Here is a 19,464-nt window from a genome sequence, read left to right as displayed (position 1 = left end):
ATATGCCCGCGTCGGTATACGATCCGCCCGCACTCGAACCAGGAACCCTGCGCATCATCCCGACCGGCGGCCTCGGCGAGGTCGGCCGCAACATGACGGTCTTCGAGATCGACGGCAAGATCCTCATCGTCGACTGCGGCGTGCTCTTCCCCGAGCAGGACCAGCCGGGCGTCGACCTGATCCTGCCGGACTTCGGTCCCGTGCGGGATCGACTCGACGACGTCGTGGGCCTGGTGCTCACGCACGGTCACGAGGACCACATCGGTGCCGTGCCGTATCTGCTCCGGCTGAAGTCGGACATCCCGCTGATCGGTTCGAGTCTCACGCTCGCCCTGGTGGAGGCGAAGCTCAAGGAGCACCGCATCCAGCCGTATGCGCTGACGGTCAAAGAGGGGCAGCACGAGCAGCTCGGGCCGTTCTCCCTCGAGTTCGTGGCTGTGAACCACTCGATTCCGGATGCGCTGGCCGTCGCCATCCGCACCTCCGCCGGTCTCGTGCTGCACACCGGCGACTTCAAAATGGATCAACTGCCGCTGGATGACAGGCTCACGGATCTGCGCGCTTTCGCGCGCCTCGGCGAAGAGGGCGTCGACCTCTTCATGGTCGACTCCACGAATGCGGACGTGCCGGGCTTCACCGCCCTCGAGCGCTCCATCGGACCCGTGCTCGACACGGTGATCGCCCGTGCACCGCGTCGCGTCATCGTTGCAAGCTTCTCCAGCCACGTGCACAGGGTGCAGCAGGTGCTGCACGCCGCTGCCGCGAACGGACGTCGTGTCGCTCTGCTCGGCCGGTCCATGGTGCGCAACATGACGATCGCCGCCGATCTGGGCTATCTGCAGGTGCCGGAGGGCGTGCTGATCGACTACAAGAAGGCCGCAGACCTGCCGGACGACAAGATCGTCTACATGTCCACCGGTTCCCAGGGTGAGCCGATGGCCGTGCTGGCGCGCATGGCGAACCTCGACCACCAGATCGAGGTGGGCAAGGGCGACACGGTGATCCTGGCGTCGAGCCTCATCCCCGGCAACGAGAACGCGGTCTATCGCGTCATCGACGGTCTGACGAAGCTGGGCGCGACGGTCGTGCACAAGGGCAACGCGAAGGTGCACGTCTCCGGTCACGCTGCGGCCGGCGAGCTGTTGTACTGCTACAACATCCTGAAGCCGCGCAATGTGATGCCGGTGCACGGCGAGTACCGACACCTGGTGGCGAATGCGAAGCTCGCGCAGGACACCGGGATCCCAGAGGAGCGCACGCTCCTCTGCGAGGACGGCTCGGTGATCGACCTCAAGGACGGCGACGCCCGGGTTGTGGGGCAGCTCGACCTCGGCTTCGTGTATGTCGACGGGTCATCGGTGGGCGAGATCACGGATGCCGACCTCAAGGACCGCAGAATCCTCGGCGAAGAGGGCTTCATCTCGATCATCGTCGTGGTGGAGGCCGGCACAGGACGCGTCATCACAGGCCCGGAGATCCACGCGAAGGGGTTCGCGGAGGACGATGCCGTGTTCGACGATGTCAAGCCGAAGATCGCCGCAGCGCTCACGGATGCCGCTCACAACGGCGTGCGCGACGCGCACGCGCTCAGCCAGGTCGTGCGCCGCACAGTCGGACGCTGGGTGAACACCAGCTACCGTCGCCGCCCGATGATCGTGCCGTTGGTCATCGAGGCCTGAGCCTCGCTGACGGTGGGCGGAGTATCGAGGCCTGAGCCTCGCTGACGGTGGGCGGAGTATCGAGGCCTGAGCCGCCAGTCTCCCCGACACACGCCCGTAACATGCGCGGCGTACCGTCACGCCATGGATGGCGTGCAACTGCGTCGAGCGGTGCCCGACGACGCCCGCTTCCTCAGCGAGATGCTCGTCGAGGCCGCGAACTGGAGCGCTCTTCCCGGGCGGTCGCGCGTGCAGATCCTGGACGATCCTCGCGTGTCTCGGTACATCTCCGGTTGGCTCAGACCCGGCGACCTCGGTCTGGTCGCCACTGACGAGAACGGCACGTCGATCGGGGCGGGGTGGCTGCGGCTCTTTCCCGCCGACCAACCAGGCTCCGGGTTCGTGTCGGTCGGCGTTCCGGAGCTCACGCTCGGCGTCAATACGCAGTGGCGGGCGCGCGGGATCGGCCGCAGCCTGCTGCGGGCCCTTCACGCCGAAGCGGCCGGAGCAGGGCACAGCAGGGTGAGCCTCAGCGTTGACCGGGCGAACCACGCAAGGCGGTTGTACGTCAGCGAGGGCTACACGGTCGTGGCGTCCGATGAACGTGCCGACGTGATGGTCCGGGTCCTGCCATGAGCGTCTCGTTCGTCGCTCTCGGACGCACGTCGCTGTAGCGCGTCCCCTGTCAATCAGCGGTGGACGCAGTGTTCGCCATCTGCGAGACACCCGCGATCATTGGCCTCCGATGACGGATGCCGCCAGTAGCGTTGACCCATGGCCACGAGCACGAAGTCGACGTCGCGCGCCCGCGCGAGGGGCACGTCGACCGCGCGCACGCCGTCGCGACAGACGGCGACCCAGAAGACCAAGGTCCTGCCGAGCGCACAGACGGATCGCGGCGCCCTCGCGAAGGCCTGGCTCGGACTGGCGCACCTCGTCGGCGGCGCGGCGCGCGCCTTCGGTCCGGAGAAGCTGGCCAAGGAGGAGCGCCGAGACGGGCTCCCGTTCTTCATCGTGCTGCTCGCGGTCGCAGGCGCGATCGTCGAGTGGTTCCTGATCGACAACACCGTGGCGCAGCAGTTGGACCACTGGACGTTCGGCGGCCTGTTCGGACGTGTCGCCTTTGCGCTCCCGGTCGTGATGCTTCTTCTCGCGATCTGGCTGTTCCGGCATCCGTCGTCGGTGCACGACAACACGCGGATCGGGATCGGGCTGGCCCTCCTGCTCGTCACGGTGTCGGCGCTGTGCGAGATCTTCTCGAGTCGTCCACAGCCGAGCGATGGGATCGACGCCCTGGCGAAGGCAGGCGGGGTCATCGGATGGATGGCAGGGGCTCCGCTCGTAGCGCTAGCGACCCAGTGGGGCGCTGCTGTCATCGTCTTCGTGTTCCTGCTGCTCAGCATCCTGATCATCACCAAGACCCCGCCGAACCGGATCGGACGCCGGCTGGGCGAGTTGTACTCCTACCTGTTCGGCGCCCAGGCGGCCGCCGAAGAGGAGGAGTCGAAGCCGCAGGAGGAGAAGACGCCGAGGTCGCGTCGTGGCAAAGCGGCAACGGAGGACGAGGAGAAGACGTCGGGGTCCGACGAGAACATCCCGTGGTGGCGACGCAACAAGAGCGGGCGCGAGGTCGATCCCGACTTCGATTCGACGGGTCCGTCGTTCACCGAGGTGCTGGGCGGAGACGCCTCGTCGACGGGGAGCTTCGCGACGGCGCTCGAGCCCGCTCCGGATTACAAGACCGAGGTGCTCGCCGATCTGCAGGACGCGGAGAAGGCGGTCAGCAGGTTCACCGGCGACGTGTCGCGGGCGGGCAAGCATCCGACGGGGCTGCGTCCTGATTCGGCGACCGAGGTGCTGCCGGGGTTCGGCGGTCTCAGCGACGACGACTTCGATGCGGCGGCAGCCGAGGCCGCGAAGCCGTTGGAGACGTTGCCGGAGGCGCCGTATGTGCTGCCGGCGGCGTCCACACTGTCGGCGGGAACGCCCGCCAAGGCGCGCTCGTCCGCGAACGATGAGGTGGTGGCAGCCATCACCTCCGTGCTCGACCAGTTCCAGGTGGATGCCCGGGTCACCGGATTCTCGCGCGGCCCGACCGTGACTCAGTACGAGATCGAGCTCGGTCCCGGCGTCAAGGTGGAGCGCGTCACCGCACTGAGCAAGAACCTCGCGTATGCCGTGGCGTCCAATGAGGTGCGGATCCTCTCGCCCATCCCAGGCAAGAGCGCGATCGGTGTTGAGATCCCGAACTCCGACCGAGAGATCGTCTCCCTCGGAGATGTTCTGCGGTCTGCGACGGCCACGAACAGTCACCACCCGATGACGATCGGCGTCGGCAAGGACGTCGGCGGCGGGTTCGTCGTCGCGAACCTCGCCAAGATGCCTCACCTCCTGGTGGCCGGGTCGACGGGATCCGGAAAGTCCATCTTCGTGAACACCCTGATCACGAGCCTGCTGATGCGGGCGAAGCCCAGCGACGTGCGCATGGTGCTCGTCGACCCGAAGCGGGTCGAGCTCTCCGTCTACGCCGGCGTACCGCACCTGATCACGCCCATCATCACCAGCCCGAAGAAGGCGGCCGAGGCGTTGCAGTGGGTCGTCAAAGAGATGGACATGCGTTACGACGATCTGGCGAGCTTCGGCTTCCGCCACATCGACGACTTCAACAAGGCCGTGCGCAACGACGAGATCGTGCTGCCGGAGGGCAGTGAGCGCAAGCTCAAGCCGTATCCCTATCTGCTCGTCGTGGTCGACGAGCTCGCGGACCTCATGATGGTGGCGCCGCGCGACGTCGAGGACTCGATCGTGCGCATCACGCAGCTCGCGCGCGCATCCGGCATCCATCTCGTGCTCGCCACGCAGCGACCTTCGGTGGATGTCGTCACCGGGCTCATCAAGGCGAACGTGCCGTCCCGCCTCGCGTTCGCGGTGGCGAGCGTGACCGACTCGCGCGTCATCCTCGACCAGCCCGGTGCGGACAAGCTCATCGGACAGGGTGATGGGCTGTTCCTGCCGATGGGTGCGTCGAAGCCGATCAGGGTGCAGGGCGCCTTCGTCGCCGAGAGCGAGATCCAGCGCGTCGTCGAGCATGTCACTGCGCAGGCCCGGCCCGAATACCGGCAGGATGTCGCTTCCGGGCCTGACAAGAAGCAGATCGACTCCGACATCGGCGACGACCTCGAGCTGCTGCTGGCCGCGGCCGAGCTCGTGGTGTCGAGCCAGTTCGGATCGACCTCGATGCTCCAGCGCAAGCTCCGCGTCGGATTCGCCAAGGCGGGACGCCTCATGGACCTGCTCGAGTCGCGCGACATCGTCGGTCCGTCCGAGGGGTCCAAGGCGCGCGATGTGCTGGTGACGCCGGAGCAGCTGTCTCAGGTGATGGCGCGATTGCGCGGTGGCGACAGCACCCCGGCATCCGCTCCGCAACCTTCCACAGCGCAGCCGTCGGCGCCTCAGCAGTCGCTGTCGCCCGCCGCCCAACAACCGGACACGCGCGAACCCGTGGACGAGCGTTACGACGGCGATCCCGTCGGTCGGGAGTTCGGTGGTCTCGAAGAGGTAGACGGGGAGTCCGACGAGGACGCCTGGGGTCTCACCGGGCGAGAGTGACTCGCCTGCCCGCCGCCGCGCGGTCTGACTCTAGGCTTGCAGCATGACCGATCCCGGCCAGGCCGCTGCGCCGACAGCACCAGGCAACTTCAACCTGCCGAACCTCATCACCGTCGTGCGCATCCTGCTGGCGCCAGTGCTCTTCTGGCTGCTCCTGGCCGACGCAGGCCACGACGGGGTCCTCCGCTGGATCGCCGCGGCGCTCTTCATCCTCGCGATCGCGACTGATGGTGTGGACGGCGCCATCGCGCGCCGTCGCGGACTCGTCACGGACCTGGGCAAGATCCTCGATCCGATCGCCGACAAGCTGCTCACCTCCGGCGCCCTGGTCTGCCTGTCGATCCTGGGCGAGCTGTGGTGGTGGGTCACGATCGTCATCGTCGTGCGCGAGGTGGGGATCACCGTCTGGCGCATGGTCGAGCTCGGTCGCGGCAACGTCGTCCCGGCCGGCCGCGGCGGCAAGCTCAAGACCGTGGTGCAGGCGGTGGCCATCTCGTTCGCCCTGGCACCGACCTGGACGATCGTCGGCGACTGGATCTTCTGGGTGAACTGGGTGCTCATGGGTGCAGCGCTCGTGCTCACGGTCTGGTCCGGCCTCGACTACCTGTGGGAGGCGTACCGGATGCGCAAACGTGACGTGGGGGCGTCGTCGTGACGGCGTCCGGTGCCGCCGTGTTCGGTGCGGCAGATCCCGGTGCAGCAGAGTCCGTCGCTATCGATTCCGGAGCGGATGTCACGGCCGAGCTGATCGCCAGGCTGACCGCACAAGGCCGGACGCTCGCCGTTGCGGAGTCGCTGACCGGGGGAGCGCTGACGGCCGAACTCACCAGGCCGGCGGGAGCATCCGCCGTCGTGCTCGGCGGGGTCGTCGCGTACGCCACCGAGCTCAAGCACTCGATCGTCGGAGTGGATGCCGTGCTGCTCGTCGAGCACGGACCCGTGCATCCCGAGGTGGCGCGCCAGTTGGCGCACGGCGTGCGCTCGGCGCTCGCGGTAGCAGGCCGGGACGCCGACATCGGCGTTGCGACGACGGGCGTCGCGGGTCCGGACGGACAGGGCGGACGCGATCCGGGAACGGTGTTCATCGGCATCTCGTCGGACGACGGGGACGACTCCATCGAACTGGATCTCACCGGCGACCGTGCGAAGATTCGCACCCAGACCGTCACGGCCGCGGTGCGTGCGCTGGCCGACCGATTCCTCGATGGCGCTGAGACGGCTGACGTCGGCTGACGCCTGTCGGCTGACGCCTGTCGGCTGACGCCTGTCGGCTGACGCCTGTCGGCTGACGCCTGTCGGCTGACGCCTGTCGGCTGACGCCTGTCGGCTGCGTGCGGTGCCGGGACCGTCGCGGAATAGTCGGTGTGTCGACTTCGTTACAGGGTGTGTACTTCACACCCAAACCCCAACATCGATGGTTAGAGTTTTCGGACCGGATACGCGTAGCGTTGACGCATCAGGACTTCGATTCGAAGGTTGTGGCAGGAAGAGAAAAGGAGGCTCCAATGATTCTTGTACGTCAGGAAATCGGCGACGTGCTACGGGACTTCCGCCTGCAGAAGGGGCGCACTCTTCGTCAGGTCGCGAGCCGAGCGAGTGTAGCGCTCGGATACCTCAGCGAGGTCGAGCGTGGTCAGAAGGAAGCGTCGAGCGAGATCCTCGCCTCGGTCGCGGACGCTCTCGACACGCCGATCTCGGTGATCATGCGTGAGGTCGGTGACCGACTGGCGGTGCTCGAGGGCATCGATCAGGTCATCCCCGACACGGTGCCCGACGAGTTCGTGGCTGCGCTCGACGCAGACCTCGTCGCTCGTTGAGCCGCCGTCGCACAGTCGACACGGAAACGCCCCACATCGCGGGGCGTTTCCTCGTTAAGGACCGTCGCGGCGTTGTGGGATCGTGGCGACTTCGCGAGGCTCAGTGCGAAAAGCGGACCCTCGAGCCTCGGCCGGCATCGGTTCTGCGAGCGGTGGACGAGCGCCTTAGGCTGGCCGGATGCGAGCAAGCGAGTTCCAGCGCGCCGTCGCCGCCGAGTTCGGCGAGCAGTACGGCAGGGCGCTGCTGCGCGATCTGGTGATCGACAGGCTCGGGGTTCGAACGGGAGACCAGGCGCTTGCGGCAGGTGTATCGGAGCGCGAGGTGTGGCTGGCTCTGTGCGAGGCGATGGAGGTCCCCGTCGAACGCCGTCACGGCGTCGGGCTTCCGGCGCCGCGTCACCGCTGACATCGACTCCCATCGCCGGGACGCGTCGTCCCTTGTTCGGATGCGACCCCGCGACACGCCCACCGACATACGAATGAATGTTCGGGTATTGGTACTCTGAGACCACAGCTCGACTCGAAGCGAGTTTTCCACGGATCGGGCTGCAGACATCCGGATGTCGGCGGTGCCTTCTACGGTACGAAGCAGCGATTTCCCCACGATTGTCCCGGCGAAAGGAAGCCATACATGCCCACTCCAGCGGATCGCGAAAAGGCACTCGAGACCGCGCTGGCGCAGATCGACCGCCAGTTCGGCAAAGGCTCTGTCATGCGTCTGGGCAGCGACGAGCGCGCGCCGGTCGAGGTCGTTCCGACCGGATCGATCGCCCTCGACGTGGCACTCGGCATCGGAGGGCTTCCCAGGGGCCGCATCGTCGAGATCTACGGTCCTGAGTCGTCGGGTAAGACGACGCTGACGCTGCACGCCATCGCCAACGCGCAGAAGGGCGGCGGCATCGCGGCCTTCATCGACGCCGAGCATGCGCTCGATCCCGAATACGCCAAGAAGCTCGGCGTCGACATCGACTCGCTGCTGGTCTCCCAGCCCGACACGGGTGAGCAGGCGCTGGAGATCGCCGACATGCTCGTGCGCTCGGGTTCGATCGATCTCATCGTCATCGACTCGGTCGCGGCACTGGTCCCGCGCGCTGAGATCGAGGGCGAGATGGGCGACTCCCACGTCGGCCTGCAGGCCCGCCTCATGTCCCAGGCGCTGCGCAAGCTCACGGGCGCGCTCAACCAGACGAACACCACGATGATCTTCATCAACCAGCTTCGCGAGAAGGTAGGCGTGTTCTTCGGCAGCCCCGAGACCACCTCCGGCGGAAAGGCGCTGAAGTTCTACGCCTCGGTGCGTCTCGACATCCGTCGCATCGAGACGTTGAAGGACGGCACGGATGCCGTCGGCAACCGCACCCGTGTCAAGGTCGTGAAGAACAAGATGGCGCCGCCCTTCAAGCAGGCGGAGTTCGACATCCTCTACGGCGTGGGAATCTCGCGCGAAGGCAGCCTCCTCGACTACGGCGTGGAGCAGGCCATCGTGAAGAAGTCCGGCGCCTGGTACACATACGACGGCGACCAGCTCGGCCAGGGCAAGGAGAACTCGCGCAACTTCCTGATCGCCAACCCTGACATCGCTGCGGAGATCGAGCACAAGATCCTCGTCAAGCTCGGCGTCATCGCCGATCCGAACGCGAGCATTGAGGTCGCCTCGAACGTCGAGTCGATCGAGCCGAAGATCGCCCAGCGCAAGGGCGCCTGACCCGGGTCCCGACATGGTCGTCCAGTTCCCACCGGCCGGTCCCGAGTCCGGATCGGAGCGTCACCCTCGTCGATCTCCGGAGCGTGAGCACGGAATCGCTCCCGTCACGTACCTGCCGGGTGCGCAGCCCGGCGAAGCGGCACAGGATGCCCTCGCCAGGGTGCGAGCCGTGCAGGAACGCGACGAAACGGAAGCACGAACGGGAATCGCTCAACGACGCTCCGGCACCGGACGCGCCGGGACCGACACGGGCGGGACCCGGGACAAGAAGACCGCCCGCGCCGGCAACGTCGCGATCCATCAGCTCGCCCGACGCGGCATGTCGCGCTGGGAGCTCGAACAGGTCCTCGCCAAGCGGGACGTCGACGAGCGGACGGCCGCGGCGGAACTCGATCGTCTCGAGAGCATCGGACTCGTCGACGACGCGGCGTTGGCGGTGTCCGTCGTGTACGCCATGCGTGCTCGCAAAGGCTCGGGACGTGCGGCCATCGAGCTCGAGCTCCGGCGTCGACACCTCGACGACTTCGTCATCGCCGAGGCGATGTCCGAGCTCGACGGCGAGGACGAGCTGGAGCGTGCGACCGAACTGGCGGTCGGTCGTGCACGCCAGCTGACGAGCCTCGAGTACGAGGTCGCGGCGCGTCGGTTGAGCGGGTATCTCGGACGAAAGGGCTACGACGGCGAGGCCGTCCGTTCGGCGGTGAGGACTGCTCTGGCCGACCATCCGCGTGGGACGTCCAGCAGCTCGGGCGTGCGCTTCCGGTGAAGGGGTCGTCGTCCCGCCGAGACGGATTCTCTCCGCTCGCGGTTCGTTCCCTGCGCGTCACCGAGTCGCCCGCGCGTCTTGCGGAACACGTCTCCGATTCGGCCTGGTCCGCGATCGTCCGACTCGGAGCGCAGGAAGCGATGAGAGGGCTGTTGCGGAACCGGGCCACGTGCGCGATTCCGCCGCGATCGGGTGTGGACCAAGGGGCCGGGCCGCGAACGTAGACTGGTCCGCACTATGAGCATTGCCGACCGCGTCCGACCCAGCTCGGCGCCCACGTCGATCGCCGTGTCCGATGCGGCGATCGAGCTGGACGGCCACGTGCGCACCTACGAGGTGCGTACGTACGGCTGTCAGATGAACGTCCACGACTCCGAACGTCTGAGCGGGTCGCTCGAGGCCGCGGGCTATGTGCCGGCCGCGGGCGCCGAAGCCGACATCGTCGTCATCAACACCTGCGCCGTGCGCGAGAACGCCGACAACAAGCTGTACGGCAACCTCGGACATCTGGCATCGGTGAAGCGCCGGCACGCCGGCATGCAGATCGCCGTCGGCGGCTGCCTGGCGCAGAAGGACAAGAACGTCATCCTGGAGAAGGCTCCCTGGGTGGACGTCGTTTTCGGCACTCACAACATGGGATCGTTGCCACGCCTGCTGGAGCGAGCCCGCCACAACCATGAGGCTCAGCTCGAGATCCTCGACGCGCTCGAGACATTCCCGTCGACGTTGCCGACGAAGCGAGACTCCACCTACAGCGGATGGGTGTCCATCTCGGTCGGCTGCAACAACACCTGCACGTTCTGCATCGTGCCGTCGTTGCGCGGCAAGGAGAACGACAGACGTCCAGGGGAGGTGCTCGCCGAGATCCAGTCCTTGGTCGATGACGGGGCCGTCGAGGTCACGCTGCTCGGGCAGAACGTCAACTCCTACGGTGTCGACTTCGGCGACCGCCAGGCGTTCGGCAAGCTCCTGCGGGCGGCGGGCGAGATCGAGGGGCTGGAGCGCATCCGCTTCACCTCTCCGCACCCTGCAGCGTTCACGGACGACGTGATCGACGCCATGGCCGAGACGCCCGCCGTGATGCCTCAGCTGCACATGCCGCTGCAGTCCGGATCCGATCGCATCCTCCGTGCCATGCGACGTAGTTATCGGTCGGAGAAGTTCCTCGGGATCCTCGATCGCGTGCGCGCACGCATCCCGAATGCCGCAATCAGCACCGACATCATCGTCGGCTTCCCCGGCGAGACGGAGGAAGACTTCCAGGAGACGCTCCGTGTGGTGGAGAAGGCGCGCTTCGCGTCGGCCTTCACGTTCCAGTACTCCGCGCGTCCCGGGACCCCCGCGGCGACCATGGCGGACCAGGTGCCGAAGGAGGTCGTTCAGGACAGGTACGAGCGTCTGATCGCCCTTCAGGAGCGCATCGGCCTCGAAGAGAACGAGAAGCTGGTCGGCCGTGAGGTGCAGGTGCTCGTCTCGACCGGCGAGGGCAAGAAGGACGCGGAGACGCACCGCATGAGCGGTCGCGCCGAGGACAGCCGCCTGGTGCACTTCGAGATCCCTGACGGATCAGAGATTCCCAGGCCCGGCGACGTCGTGACCGTGCGGATCACCCACGCCGCGCCGTTCCACCTCCTTGCCGACGCAGCGCCCGGTGAGGCGCTCCGTGTTCGCCGCACTCGTGCGGGCGACGCCTGGGACCTCGCGGAGACGGAGTCGTGCGCCGTGCCGTCCCACTCCGGAGAGGGTGCGGGACCGGTGTCCCTCGGACTCCCCGCGCTGCGTTCGAGACTGGACATGGGATCGTCAGCGGGTCCGACAACGCCGATCTACGACCTCGCCGACGGCGAGCGGTGATCCTGCCGGAACCCGCGTGAGCGGTCCGGCCGGTGCGATGGCCGGCGACGTGTCCCGGTCGACGAACGGCGCCGGGGCTTCGTCATCAGGGGCCGTTTCCGGAGTGTCAGACCGGACGGCGGTCCAGGTCGACGTCAGTCGCATCCTGGCGATCGTGGGACCGACGGGCACTGGCAAGAGCGACTTGGCTGTCGACGTCGCGACGAAGCTGGGGGAGCGCGGCATCCGCGCCGAGATCGTGGGCGCCGACGCGATGCAGCTGTATCGCGGCATGGACATCGGCACTGCGAAGCTGCCGGTCGCCGAGCGAGGCGGCATTGCGCATCACCTGATCGACGTGCTCGACTCGACGGAGGAGGCGACCGTCGCGTGGTACCAGCCGCGAGCGCGAGAGGCGATCGCGGGCATCCGTGCGCGGGGCGCTCTGCCGATCCTCGTCGGCGGGTCGGGGCTGTACGTGTCATCCGTGCTGTACGACTTCGCGTTCCCCGCGCGGGATCCCGAGCTGCGCGCGCGTCTGGAGGCGGAGGCCCCCGCATCGGGCATCGCCCCGCTGCTGGAACGACTGCGTCGGCTCGACCCGGTGACGGCTGAGCGGGTGGACGCTGCGAACCCTCGGCGCGTCATCCGCGCGCTCGAGGTGGCAGAGCTGCAACAGCAGGGATACGGGGCCGCCCTGCCGGAGAGACCGGAGCTGTGGTCGCCCGCGACGGTGATCGGACTGCACGTGCCGAGACCGAAGCTCGTCGAACGGTTGGATGCGCGGGTCGAGCGCATGTGGCAGAGCGGGCTTCTCGAGGAGGTGCGCGGACTCCTCGACCGGGGCATCGAGCAGGGTGTGACCGCCGCGCGCGCCATCGGATACGCCCAGGCGATCGCGCAGCTGCGCGGCGACCTCTCGCAGGCGGAGGCGATCGCCGAGACCCAGCGGCTCACTCGGCGATACGCGCGGCGCCAGGTGTCGTGGTTCAAGCGATACGCCGAGCTCGAATGGCTCGATGCGGATGGCGACGTCGGCAGCGACCACGAGGATGCGACCGCCTCCGCGGATGTGCGCGGTCGGTTGACCGACGCCGCACTGGATAGGCTTGCGCGGTGACCACACTCTCCTTCAGCAAGGGCCACGGGGCGGGCAACGACTTCGTGCTGTTCGCCGATCCGGAAGGCGCCATCGACCTGACGGCCGCGCAGATCGCGTTGATCTGCGACCGCCACTTCGGGGTCGGCGCCGACGGCGTGATCCGTGCCGTGCACTCGTCCGCGATCCCGGAGGGCTCGATGGCACTGTCGGAGGACCCGACGGCGGAGTGGTTCATGGATTACCACAACGCTGACGGGACGCCGGCGGAGATGTGTGGCAACGGCATCCGCGTGTTCACTCGCTATCTGATCGACGGCGGCTACGCCGACCTGCGTCCAGGGCAGACGTTGCCCGTCGGCACGCGTGCCGGCGTGCGCGAGGTGCAGCAGAGCGGCAGGGGATTCCAAGTGGACCTCGGTCGCTGGACGTTGACCGGCGATGACCCGCTCGTGCGTGCGAAGGGGCTGGGCGTGGCGCGTCCCGGACTCGGCATCGACGTTGGCAACCCGCATGTCGTGGTCGCGCTGGCCGACGACGACGAGCTCGATCGCCTGGACTTGGGCCCGACTCCGATCCTCGACCCCGAGCCGATCAACGGTGCGAACGTCGAGTTCGTGGTGCCGCTCGAGCCGCTGATCGAGGACGGTGTCGGCCGCATCCGTATGCGCGTGCACGAGCGTGGCAGCGGCGAGACCCTCGCCTGCGGCACCGGCACCGTGGCGGCAGCACTCGCCACGCGCTACTGGGCGGGCGACGGCGCACCGGACAACTGGAAGGTCATCACTCCCGGCGGCAACCTCGGTGTGCGGATGTTCCCTGCCGAGGACGGCGAGCACGTCTCGCTCTCCGGTCCCGCCGAGCTGGTCTACGACGGCGAGGTCACGATCGGCTGAGCCGCGCGATCTCGTTGCCGGCAGCTCTCTGCCGCACTCACGGCAGACAGGTGGGCGTCGGCGCGCACGGTGAAGCTCCGGCGTCGTGGCTCGTTCGGCTCAGCCCTCTGGGTCGCTTCGGGATCCGGCGTGAACGTGGAGCACGCGGAATCCCTTGCTCGATGAGGCACGCCTGACGGTGTGGGACTCCGGGAGTTCGGCTTCGAGCCAGCGCTGCAGGGAGTCGGAGCCGAGGTTGCGCTGAACGACGAGCCAGGCATCCGCGTCGTCGTCGAGTCGGGGGAGCCAGCGCAGCAGCAGGGCATGAAGCTCGGCCTTGCCGATGCGGATCGGCGGGTTCGACCAGATGGCACGGAAGGCCACGTCGTCGGGAACATCGTCAGGCAGCACGGCGTTGATATTGCGGAGGCCGAGGGATGCCGCGTTGCGGCGCACGACATCGAGCGCGCGTTCGTTGACGTCCACCGCCCATACGGTGGCGTTCGGTGACTCGAGTGCCAACGTGATGGCGATCGGACCCCAGCCGCAGCCGAGGTCGAGGAGATCGCCGCTGGGGGGAGCATCCGGGGCGTCGGCAAGCAGCACCTGGGTACCGATGTCGACGTGGCTGGGGCTGAAGATGCCGCTGGCGGTCGTGAGCTGGAGGTCGCGACCCGCGAGTCGGACCGACAGCGGATGCAGCTTGGCGTCGCCGCCGGGACGGGACGTGAAGTAGTGCTCGCCACTGGCCATACAAGGACCGTACCGGAGGCATGGAGCAGCAGACAGCGCGGCAGGGGAGCTGTCAGTGAGGAGAACTAGGGTGGAGCACACGATGACCGAAACCCACAGCGAACGGGACGACGTGCGCGACGATGCAGCACGCAGCAACGCAGTTCACGATGACGTGACGAGCGGAGATGGAGGCCAGGCGACGGCCGTGCATGACGACGTCGTGGCGCGGGTGCTCGCTCGCGCCGAGCAGGGATCAGCACGGACGGCGATCTTCGGCCGGAGCGCGCAAGCGCTGCAGGGCGCGCGCGCGGACGGCCACGATGCCGACGGCGAGCAGTTCGACCGCGAAGAGCGTGCAGCGCTGCGCCGCGTCTCGGGACTCTCCACCGAGCTGGAAGACGTCACCGAGGTCGAGTACCGGCAGCTGCGCCTGGAGAACGTGGTGCTGATCGGCGTGTACTCCGGCGGAACCCTCGCGGATGCCGAGAACTCGCTCCGTGAACTGGCGGCACTCGCCGAGACGGCCGGCGCGGTCGTGCTCGATGGCCTGCTGCAACGGCGTCCGCACCCGGATCCGAGCACGTATCTCGGCAGCGGCAAGGCACAGGAACTCCACGATGTGGTGCGCGCACTCGGTGCGGACACCGTCGTCGCCGACACGGAGCTGGCGCCGAGCCAGAGGCGCGCGCTGGAGGATGTCGTCAAGGTCAAGGTGATCGACCGCACGGCCGTCATCCTGGACATCTTCAGCCAGCATGCGAAGAGCCGAGAAGGCAAGGCCCAGGTCGAACTCGCACAGCTCGAGTACCTTCTCCCGCGACTGCGCGGCTGGGGTGAATCGATGAGCCGTCAGGCCGGTGGCCAGGTCGGAACCGGCGGAGCCGGAATGGGCAGCCGTGGCCCTGGCGAGACGAAGATCGAGCTCGACCGTCGGCGCATCCACTCGCGGATGGCCAGGCTGCGCAGGCAGATCAAGGACTTCACGCCCGCACGCGAGGCGAAGCGGGCGAACCGCAGACGCAACAGCGTGCCGTCCGTCGCGATCGCCGGCTACACGAACGCCGGGAAATCCAGCCTGCTGAACCGCATCACGAAGGCCGGCGTCCTCGTCGAGAACGCGCTGTTCGCGACGCTGGATGCAACGGTCCGCCGCTCCATCACGGCCGACGGCCGCCTGTACACGCTGTCCGACACCGTGGGATTCGTGCGCAACCTGCCCCACCAGCTCGTCGAGGCGTTCCGTTCGACGCTCGAGGAGGTGGCGGATTCCGATCTGATCGTTCACGTGGTGGATGCCTCGCATCCGGATCCGGCGGCACAGCTCGCTACGGTGCGCGACGTGATCGGCGAGGTGGAGGCGCGGGACATCCCCGAGCTCGTCGTGTTCAACAAGGCCGATCTCATCGACGACGACCGCCGGCTCGAGCTCCGCGGACTCGAGCCGAGCGCCGTGTTCGCGTCTGGTCGCACGGGCGACGGCATCGACGAGGTGCTCGCGGCCATTGCCCGGCTGCTGCCCGACCGATCAGAGCAGATCGATGTGCTCATCCCTTACGACAGGGGCGACCTCGTGTCGGCGCTGCACGAACGGGGCCGGGTCATCGAGACGTCGTATGAGCAGGACGGCACGCGCCTGACGGCGAAGATCGCGCCCGAGTTCGTGCCGGTGTTCGAGCCTTTCCGAGCCGCTGTCGCCGTCTGAACGTCGACCTCTCTGACGAGCCGCGTTCGGTTCGTCAGAGAGCTCGGTACCGCGTAGCCGTGCGTAACACGTCATCGGCGCCCATTCTCGATTGGTACTCTGAACCCCGACAATTCGTCGAGCCGGGCCGCGAGCCTGATCGACAGGTGCGACAGCCGAGCCCGGCACCCGCCCACAGACCGCATGATCGTGCGGTCTGCCGCTGATGCGGTGCGGATGCGTGAGGCCGATTCGGGCGATCACTCCCGCCGCGTGGACATCCGCGAACACGGGAGCAGCAATGAGCGCACACGGGACACCCGACGGCGTCGCGCCGTGTCCTGCCGGCACGCCGTTCTCGTTCGAGCTCTACCCGCCCCGCACCGAGGCAGCCCTACGAGCGCTCCCTGACACCATCGGACAGCTGGCATCGGCCGGACCCGCCTTCATGGCCGTGACGTACGGTGCCGGCGGATCGTCGCACGACTCCTCCCTCGACGTGGTGCGGCGCATCGTGCGCGACACGAGCGTGCCGGTCATGGCGCATCTCACCTGCATTGGCTCATCGCACGAGCAAGCGGCCCGCATGATCCGCGAGTTCCTCGACGCCGGTGTGACCCGGTTCCTGGCGGTCCGCGGCGACCCGCCGATCGGCACGCCAGCAGACGCCCCACTCGGCGACCTGAAGAGTGCGGCCGAACTCGTGCAGCTGATCCACAGCATCCAGGCAGAACGTGCGCCGTACCGGGAGATCCCGTTGCTCGGCCTTCCGCACGCGAGCGTCGTCGGCAAGCGCGAGAAGGTGACCATCGCGGTCGGTGCTTTCCCCAACGGGCATCCGCGATCGAGGTCGAAGTCCCAGGACATCGACACTCTGCTTGCCAAGCAGGCCGCGGGTGCGAACCTGGCCATCACGCAGATGTTCTTCCACGCCGACGACTATTTCGCGTTCGTTGACCGGGCGCGCACGGCCGGCGTCACCTTCCCGATCCTGCCCGGTCTCATGCCGGCCACGACTCCCACGGTCCTGCGACGCATGCTCGAGCTCAGCGGCGAGGATCTGCCCAGCGAGCTCGGCATCCGACTCGAGGTCGAGCCCACGGACGAGGGCCGTCGCCAGATCGGCATCGACTACGCGGCGCGCCTGGCCGAGCGGTTGGTCGCAGGCGGTGCGCCAGGCATCCATCTCTACACGTTCGGGCGGCCGCGCACGGCCCTCTCCGTGCTCGAGCGCTGCGGTCTCGTCGACACGACAGCAGTCGGGTCGCGGCCGCAGGACGCACTTCTCCACTCCACACAAGATCAGAAGGAACCAGCATGACCACCTCCGCGTTCCCGACCGGGACGATCACCGGTTACCCCCGCATCGGCCGCCGTCGTGAGCTCAAGAAGGCCGTCGAGGCCTTTTGGGCCGGCAACGTCTCGGCCGACGAGCTGGAGGCCACCGCGCTCGAACTGCGTCGCGCGACCCGAGCCCGTCTCGTCGAGCAGGGGCTCGGCAAAGGCGACTCCTCCATTCCCGAGACCTTCAGCTACTACGACCAGGTGCTCGATGCGGCCGTGACCGTCGGCGCTGTGCCGTCTCGCTTCGCTGAGCTGCAGGATGCCGAGGGCCGGGTCGATCTCGCCGGCTACTTCACGATCGCCCGCGGCGTGGGCGACGATGCTCCACTCGAGATGACGAAATGGTTCGACTCGAACTACCACTACCTGGTTCCGGAGATCGGGCCGGACACGGACTTCCGCCTGGCGTCCAGCCGCATCGTCGACCAGTTCCGCGAGGCCGTCGCGGACGGATACCTCACGCGTCCGGTCATCGTCGGACCGGTCACGTTCCTCGCGCTCAGCAAGGCTGCGGATGACGCTCCCGAGGGATTCCGGCCGCTGTCCCGTGTCGCGGACCTCCTGTCCGTGTACGAGGAGCTGCTCGCCTCTCTGAAGGATGCCGGAGCCCAGTGGGTGCAGCTCGACGAGCCTGCGCTCGTCAGCGAGAGCCTGGACGACGCGCGTGCCGACGTGCTCGCCGCGGCGCGTCAGGCGTATGACCGTCTCGGATCCGTCTCCGATCGCCCGAACATCTACGTCGCGGCACCCTACGGCAGCCTCGACGATGCCCTGCCAGTGCTCGCGGCGACGGGCGTCGAGGCGATCGGCCTCGACCTGGTGCGCGGCGGCATCCCCACAGCCCTGGATGCCGCGACCACGGCGGCACTGCGCGCGAAGACGATCGTCGGCGGCGTCATCGACGGCCACAACGTGTGGCGCGGTGACCTGGAGGCGGCCTTCGGCACGCTCGAGTCGCTGCTCGCACTGTCGCCGAACCTGGCGGCATCCACCTCGACGTCGCTGTTGCACGTGCCGCACGACGTGGAGGACGAGCCGAACCTCGACGCTCGCCTCACGTCGTGGCTGGCGTTCGCCGACCAGAAGGTCGCCCAGGTCGCCACGCTCGCGCGAGGGCTGGACGACGGACACGAGGCCATCCAGGAGGAGCTGGCACAGGCATCGGCTGCGCTCGCCGACCGCCGCGTCGCACCGGGCGTCCGGGACGGTGCCGTTCGTCAGCGTGCCGAGGTCTTGACCGATGCCGACTTCCGTCGTGGAGAGTACGCGGACCGCCTGACCGCCCAGGACGCCGCGCTCGGCCTGCCCCCGCTTCCGACGACCACGATCGGATCGTTCCCGCAGACCGGTGACATCCGCCGCGCCCGCGCGCAGTTCGTGAACGGCGTGATCACCGAGGCAGAGTACCTCGGCCTCATGCAGGCGGAGATCAAGCGCGTCGTCGACCTCCAGGAGGAGATCGGCATCGACGTGATCGTGCACGGCGAGCCCGAGCGCAACGACATGGTGCAGTACTTCGCCGAGAACCTCGACGGGTTCGCGGTCACGCAGAACGGCTGGGTGCAGTCCTACGGAAGCCGCTGCACGCGTCCGTCGATCCTGTGGGGCGACGTCGAACGGCCGAAGCCGATCACGGTCGACTGGTCGACCTACACGCAGTCGCTCACCGAGAAGCCGGTCAAGGGCATGCTCACCGGGCCCGTCACGATCCTGGCGTGGTCGTTCGTGCGCGACGACCAGCCGCTGGGCGAGACGGCGCGTCAGGTGGCGCTTGCGCTGCGCGACGAGATCGCGGATCTCGAGGCTGCCGGCATCCGCATCGTGCAGGTCGACGAGCCGGCGCTGCGCGAGCTGCTGCCGCTGAAGGCAGCTGACCAGCCCGATTACCTCGACTGGTCGGTGGGATCCTTCCGCCTCGCCACGAGCGGTGTCGCGGATGCGACGCAGATCCACACGCACCTCTGCTACTCGGAGTTCGGGGTGGTGATCGACGCCATCCGCAACCTGGATGCCGACGTCACGAGCATCGAGGCGGCGCGCAGCCGCATGGAGGTCGTGGACGACATCAAGGCGAGCGGCTTCGAGCACGGCATCGGTCCCGGCGTGTACGATATCCACTCGCCGCGCGTGCCGTCGGTCGCCGAGGTGACGGAGCTGATCGAGCGGGCGCTGGAAGGCATTCCACAGCGCCAGGTGTGGATCAACCCCGACTGCGGGCTCAAGACCCGCGGGTACGACGAAACCGTCGCGTCGCTGAGGAACATCATCGAGGCGACCCGAGCCGTGCGCGAGCGCGTCTCGGTGGATGCCTGACCCAGCCTGAACCAGAGCGGGGGGAACAG

At 67.9% G+C, this 19,464-nt stretch carries 16 protein-coding genes; 15 read left to right on the top strand and 1 reads right to left on the bottom strand.

Annotated elements, in window-relative coordinates:
• Window positions 1-2: 2 nt before the first annotated feature.
• From ACX9R5_RS14400 to dapF, 12 genes are all read left to right on the top strand, one after another.
• Complete coding sequence (locus ACX9R5_RS14400) at window positions 3-1,679, top strand: ribonuclease J (RefSeq protein WP_459409736.1); 1,677 nt, start codon at window positions 3-5, stop codon at window positions 1,677-1,679.
• A 123-nt stretch (window positions 1,680-1,802) separates the two neighbouring features.
• A complete protein-coding gene (locus ACX9R5_RS14395) occupies window positions 1,803-2,294 on the top strand; it encodes a GNAT family N-acetyltransferase (protein WP_459409735.1) in 492 nt (163 codons plus the stop codon).
• 138 nt (window positions 2,295-2,432) lie between these two features.
• Window positions 2,433-5,267, top strand: a complete 2,835-nt coding sequence (locus ACX9R5_RS14390; RefSeq protein WP_459409734.1) for an FtsK/SpoIIIE family DNA translocase — start codon at window positions 2,433-2,435, stop codon at window positions 5,265-5,267.
• 43 nt (window positions 5,268-5,310) lie between these two features.
• Window positions 5,311-5,922 carry a CDP-diacylglycerol--glycerol-3-phosphate 3-phosphatidyltransferase gene (gene pgsA / locus ACX9R5_RS14385; RefSeq protein WP_459409733.1) on the top strand — a complete coding sequence of 204 codons (612 nt, stop codon included), beginning with the start codon at window positions 5,311-5,313 and terminating at the stop codon, window positions 5,920-5,922.
• An 89-nt stretch (window positions 5,923-6,011) separates the two neighbouring features.
• Window positions 6,012-6,500: a CinA family protein gene (locus ACX9R5_RS14380; protein ID WP_459410096.1), complete on the top strand. Its 489-nt coding sequence runs from the start codon at window positions 6,012-6,014 to the stop codon at window positions 6,498-6,500.
• Between the two features lie 272 nt (window positions 6,501-6,772).
• Complete coding sequence (locus ACX9R5_RS14375; protein ID WP_170026791.1) at window positions 6,773-7,084, top strand: helix-turn-helix domain-containing protein; 312 nt, start codon at window positions 6,773-6,775, stop codon at window positions 7,082-7,084.
• 178 nt (window positions 7,085-7,262) lie between these two features.
• Window positions 7,263-7,490, top strand: a complete 228-nt coding sequence (locus ACX9R5_RS14370; protein ID WP_459409732.1) for a DUF3046 domain-containing protein — start codon at window positions 7,263-7,265, stop codon at window positions 7,488-7,490.
• 225 nt (window positions 7,491-7,715) lie between these two features.
• Window positions 7,716-8,789 (top strand): recombinase RecA, encoded by a 1,074-nt coding sequence (gene recA / locus ACX9R5_RS14365; protein WP_459409731.1) that lies wholly within the window; start codon window positions 7,716-7,718, stop codon window positions 8,787-8,789.
• A 13-nt stretch (window positions 8,790-8,802) separates the two neighbouring features.
• Window positions 8,803-9,555 (top strand): regulatory protein RecX, encoded by a 753-nt coding sequence (locus tag ACX9R5_RS14360; RefSeq protein WP_459409730.1) that lies wholly within the window; start codon window positions 8,803-8,805, stop codon window positions 9,553-9,555.
• A 237-nt stretch (window positions 9,556-9,792) separates the two neighbouring features.
• Complete coding sequence (gene miaB / locus ACX9R5_RS14355; RefSeq protein ID WP_459409729.1) at window positions 9,793-11,409, top strand: tRNA (N6-isopentenyl adenosine(37)-C2)-methylthiotransferase MiaB; 1,617 nt, start codon at window positions 9,793-9,795, stop codon at window positions 11,407-11,409.
• A gap of 103 nt (window positions 11,410-11,512) precedes the next feature.
• Window positions 11,513-12,508: a tRNA (adenosine(37)-N6)-dimethylallyltransferase MiaA gene (miaA, locus tag ACX9R5_RS14350; protein ID WP_459409728.1), complete on the top strand. Its 996-nt coding sequence runs from the start codon at window positions 11,513-11,515 to the stop codon at window positions 12,506-12,508.
• Window positions 12,505-13,383 carry a diaminopimelate epimerase gene (dapF, locus tag ACX9R5_RS14345; RefSeq protein WP_459409727.1) on the top strand — a complete coding sequence of 293 codons (879 nt, stop codon included), beginning with the start codon at window positions 12,505-12,507 and terminating at the stop codon, window positions 13,381-13,383. Before miaA ends, dapF begins: the two co-directional genes overlap by 4 nt.
• Window positions 13,384-13,482: 99 nt before the next feature.
• Here the strand turns inward: dapF and ACX9R5_RS14340 are convergent, their stop codons facing one another.
• Complete coding sequence (locus ACX9R5_RS14340) at window positions 13,483-14,115, bottom strand: class I SAM-dependent methyltransferase (RefSeq protein ID WP_459409726.1); 633 nt, start codon at window positions 14,113-14,115, stop codon at window positions 13,483-13,485.
• An 82-nt stretch (window positions 14,116-14,197) separates the two neighbouring features.
• Between ACX9R5_RS14340 and hflX the strand changes: the two genes are divergently transcribed.
• From hflX to metE, 3 genes are all read left to right on the top strand, one after another.
• Window positions 14,198-15,799, top strand: coding sequence for a GTPase HflX (hflX, locus tag ACX9R5_RS14335; RefSeq protein ID WP_459409725.1), 1,602 nt, complete (start codon window positions 14,198-14,200; stop codon window positions 15,797-15,799).
• 280 nt (window positions 15,800-16,079) lie between these two features.
• Window positions 16,080-17,099: a methylenetetrahydrofolate reductase gene (locus ACX9R5_RS14330; protein WP_459409724.1), complete on the top strand. Its 1,020-nt coding sequence runs from the start codon at window positions 16,080-16,082 to the stop codon at window positions 17,097-17,099.
• On the top strand, window positions 17,096-19,435 hold the full coding sequence (metE, locus tag ACX9R5_RS14325; protein WP_459409723.1) for a 5-methyltetrahydropteroyltriglutamate--homocysteine S-methyltransferase: 2,340 nt from the start codon (window positions 17,096-17,098) through the stop codon (window positions 19,433-19,435). Before ACX9R5_RS14330 ends, metE begins: the two co-directional genes overlap by 4 nt.
• The last annotated feature ends 29 nt before the right edge of the window (window positions 19,436-19,464 follow it).

The sequence above is a fragment of the Rathayibacter sp. CAU 1779 genome (assembly GCF_054551755.1).
Note: the sequence above shows the minus strand (reverse complement) of the source record. Positions and strands in the feature narration are given on the sequence as shown.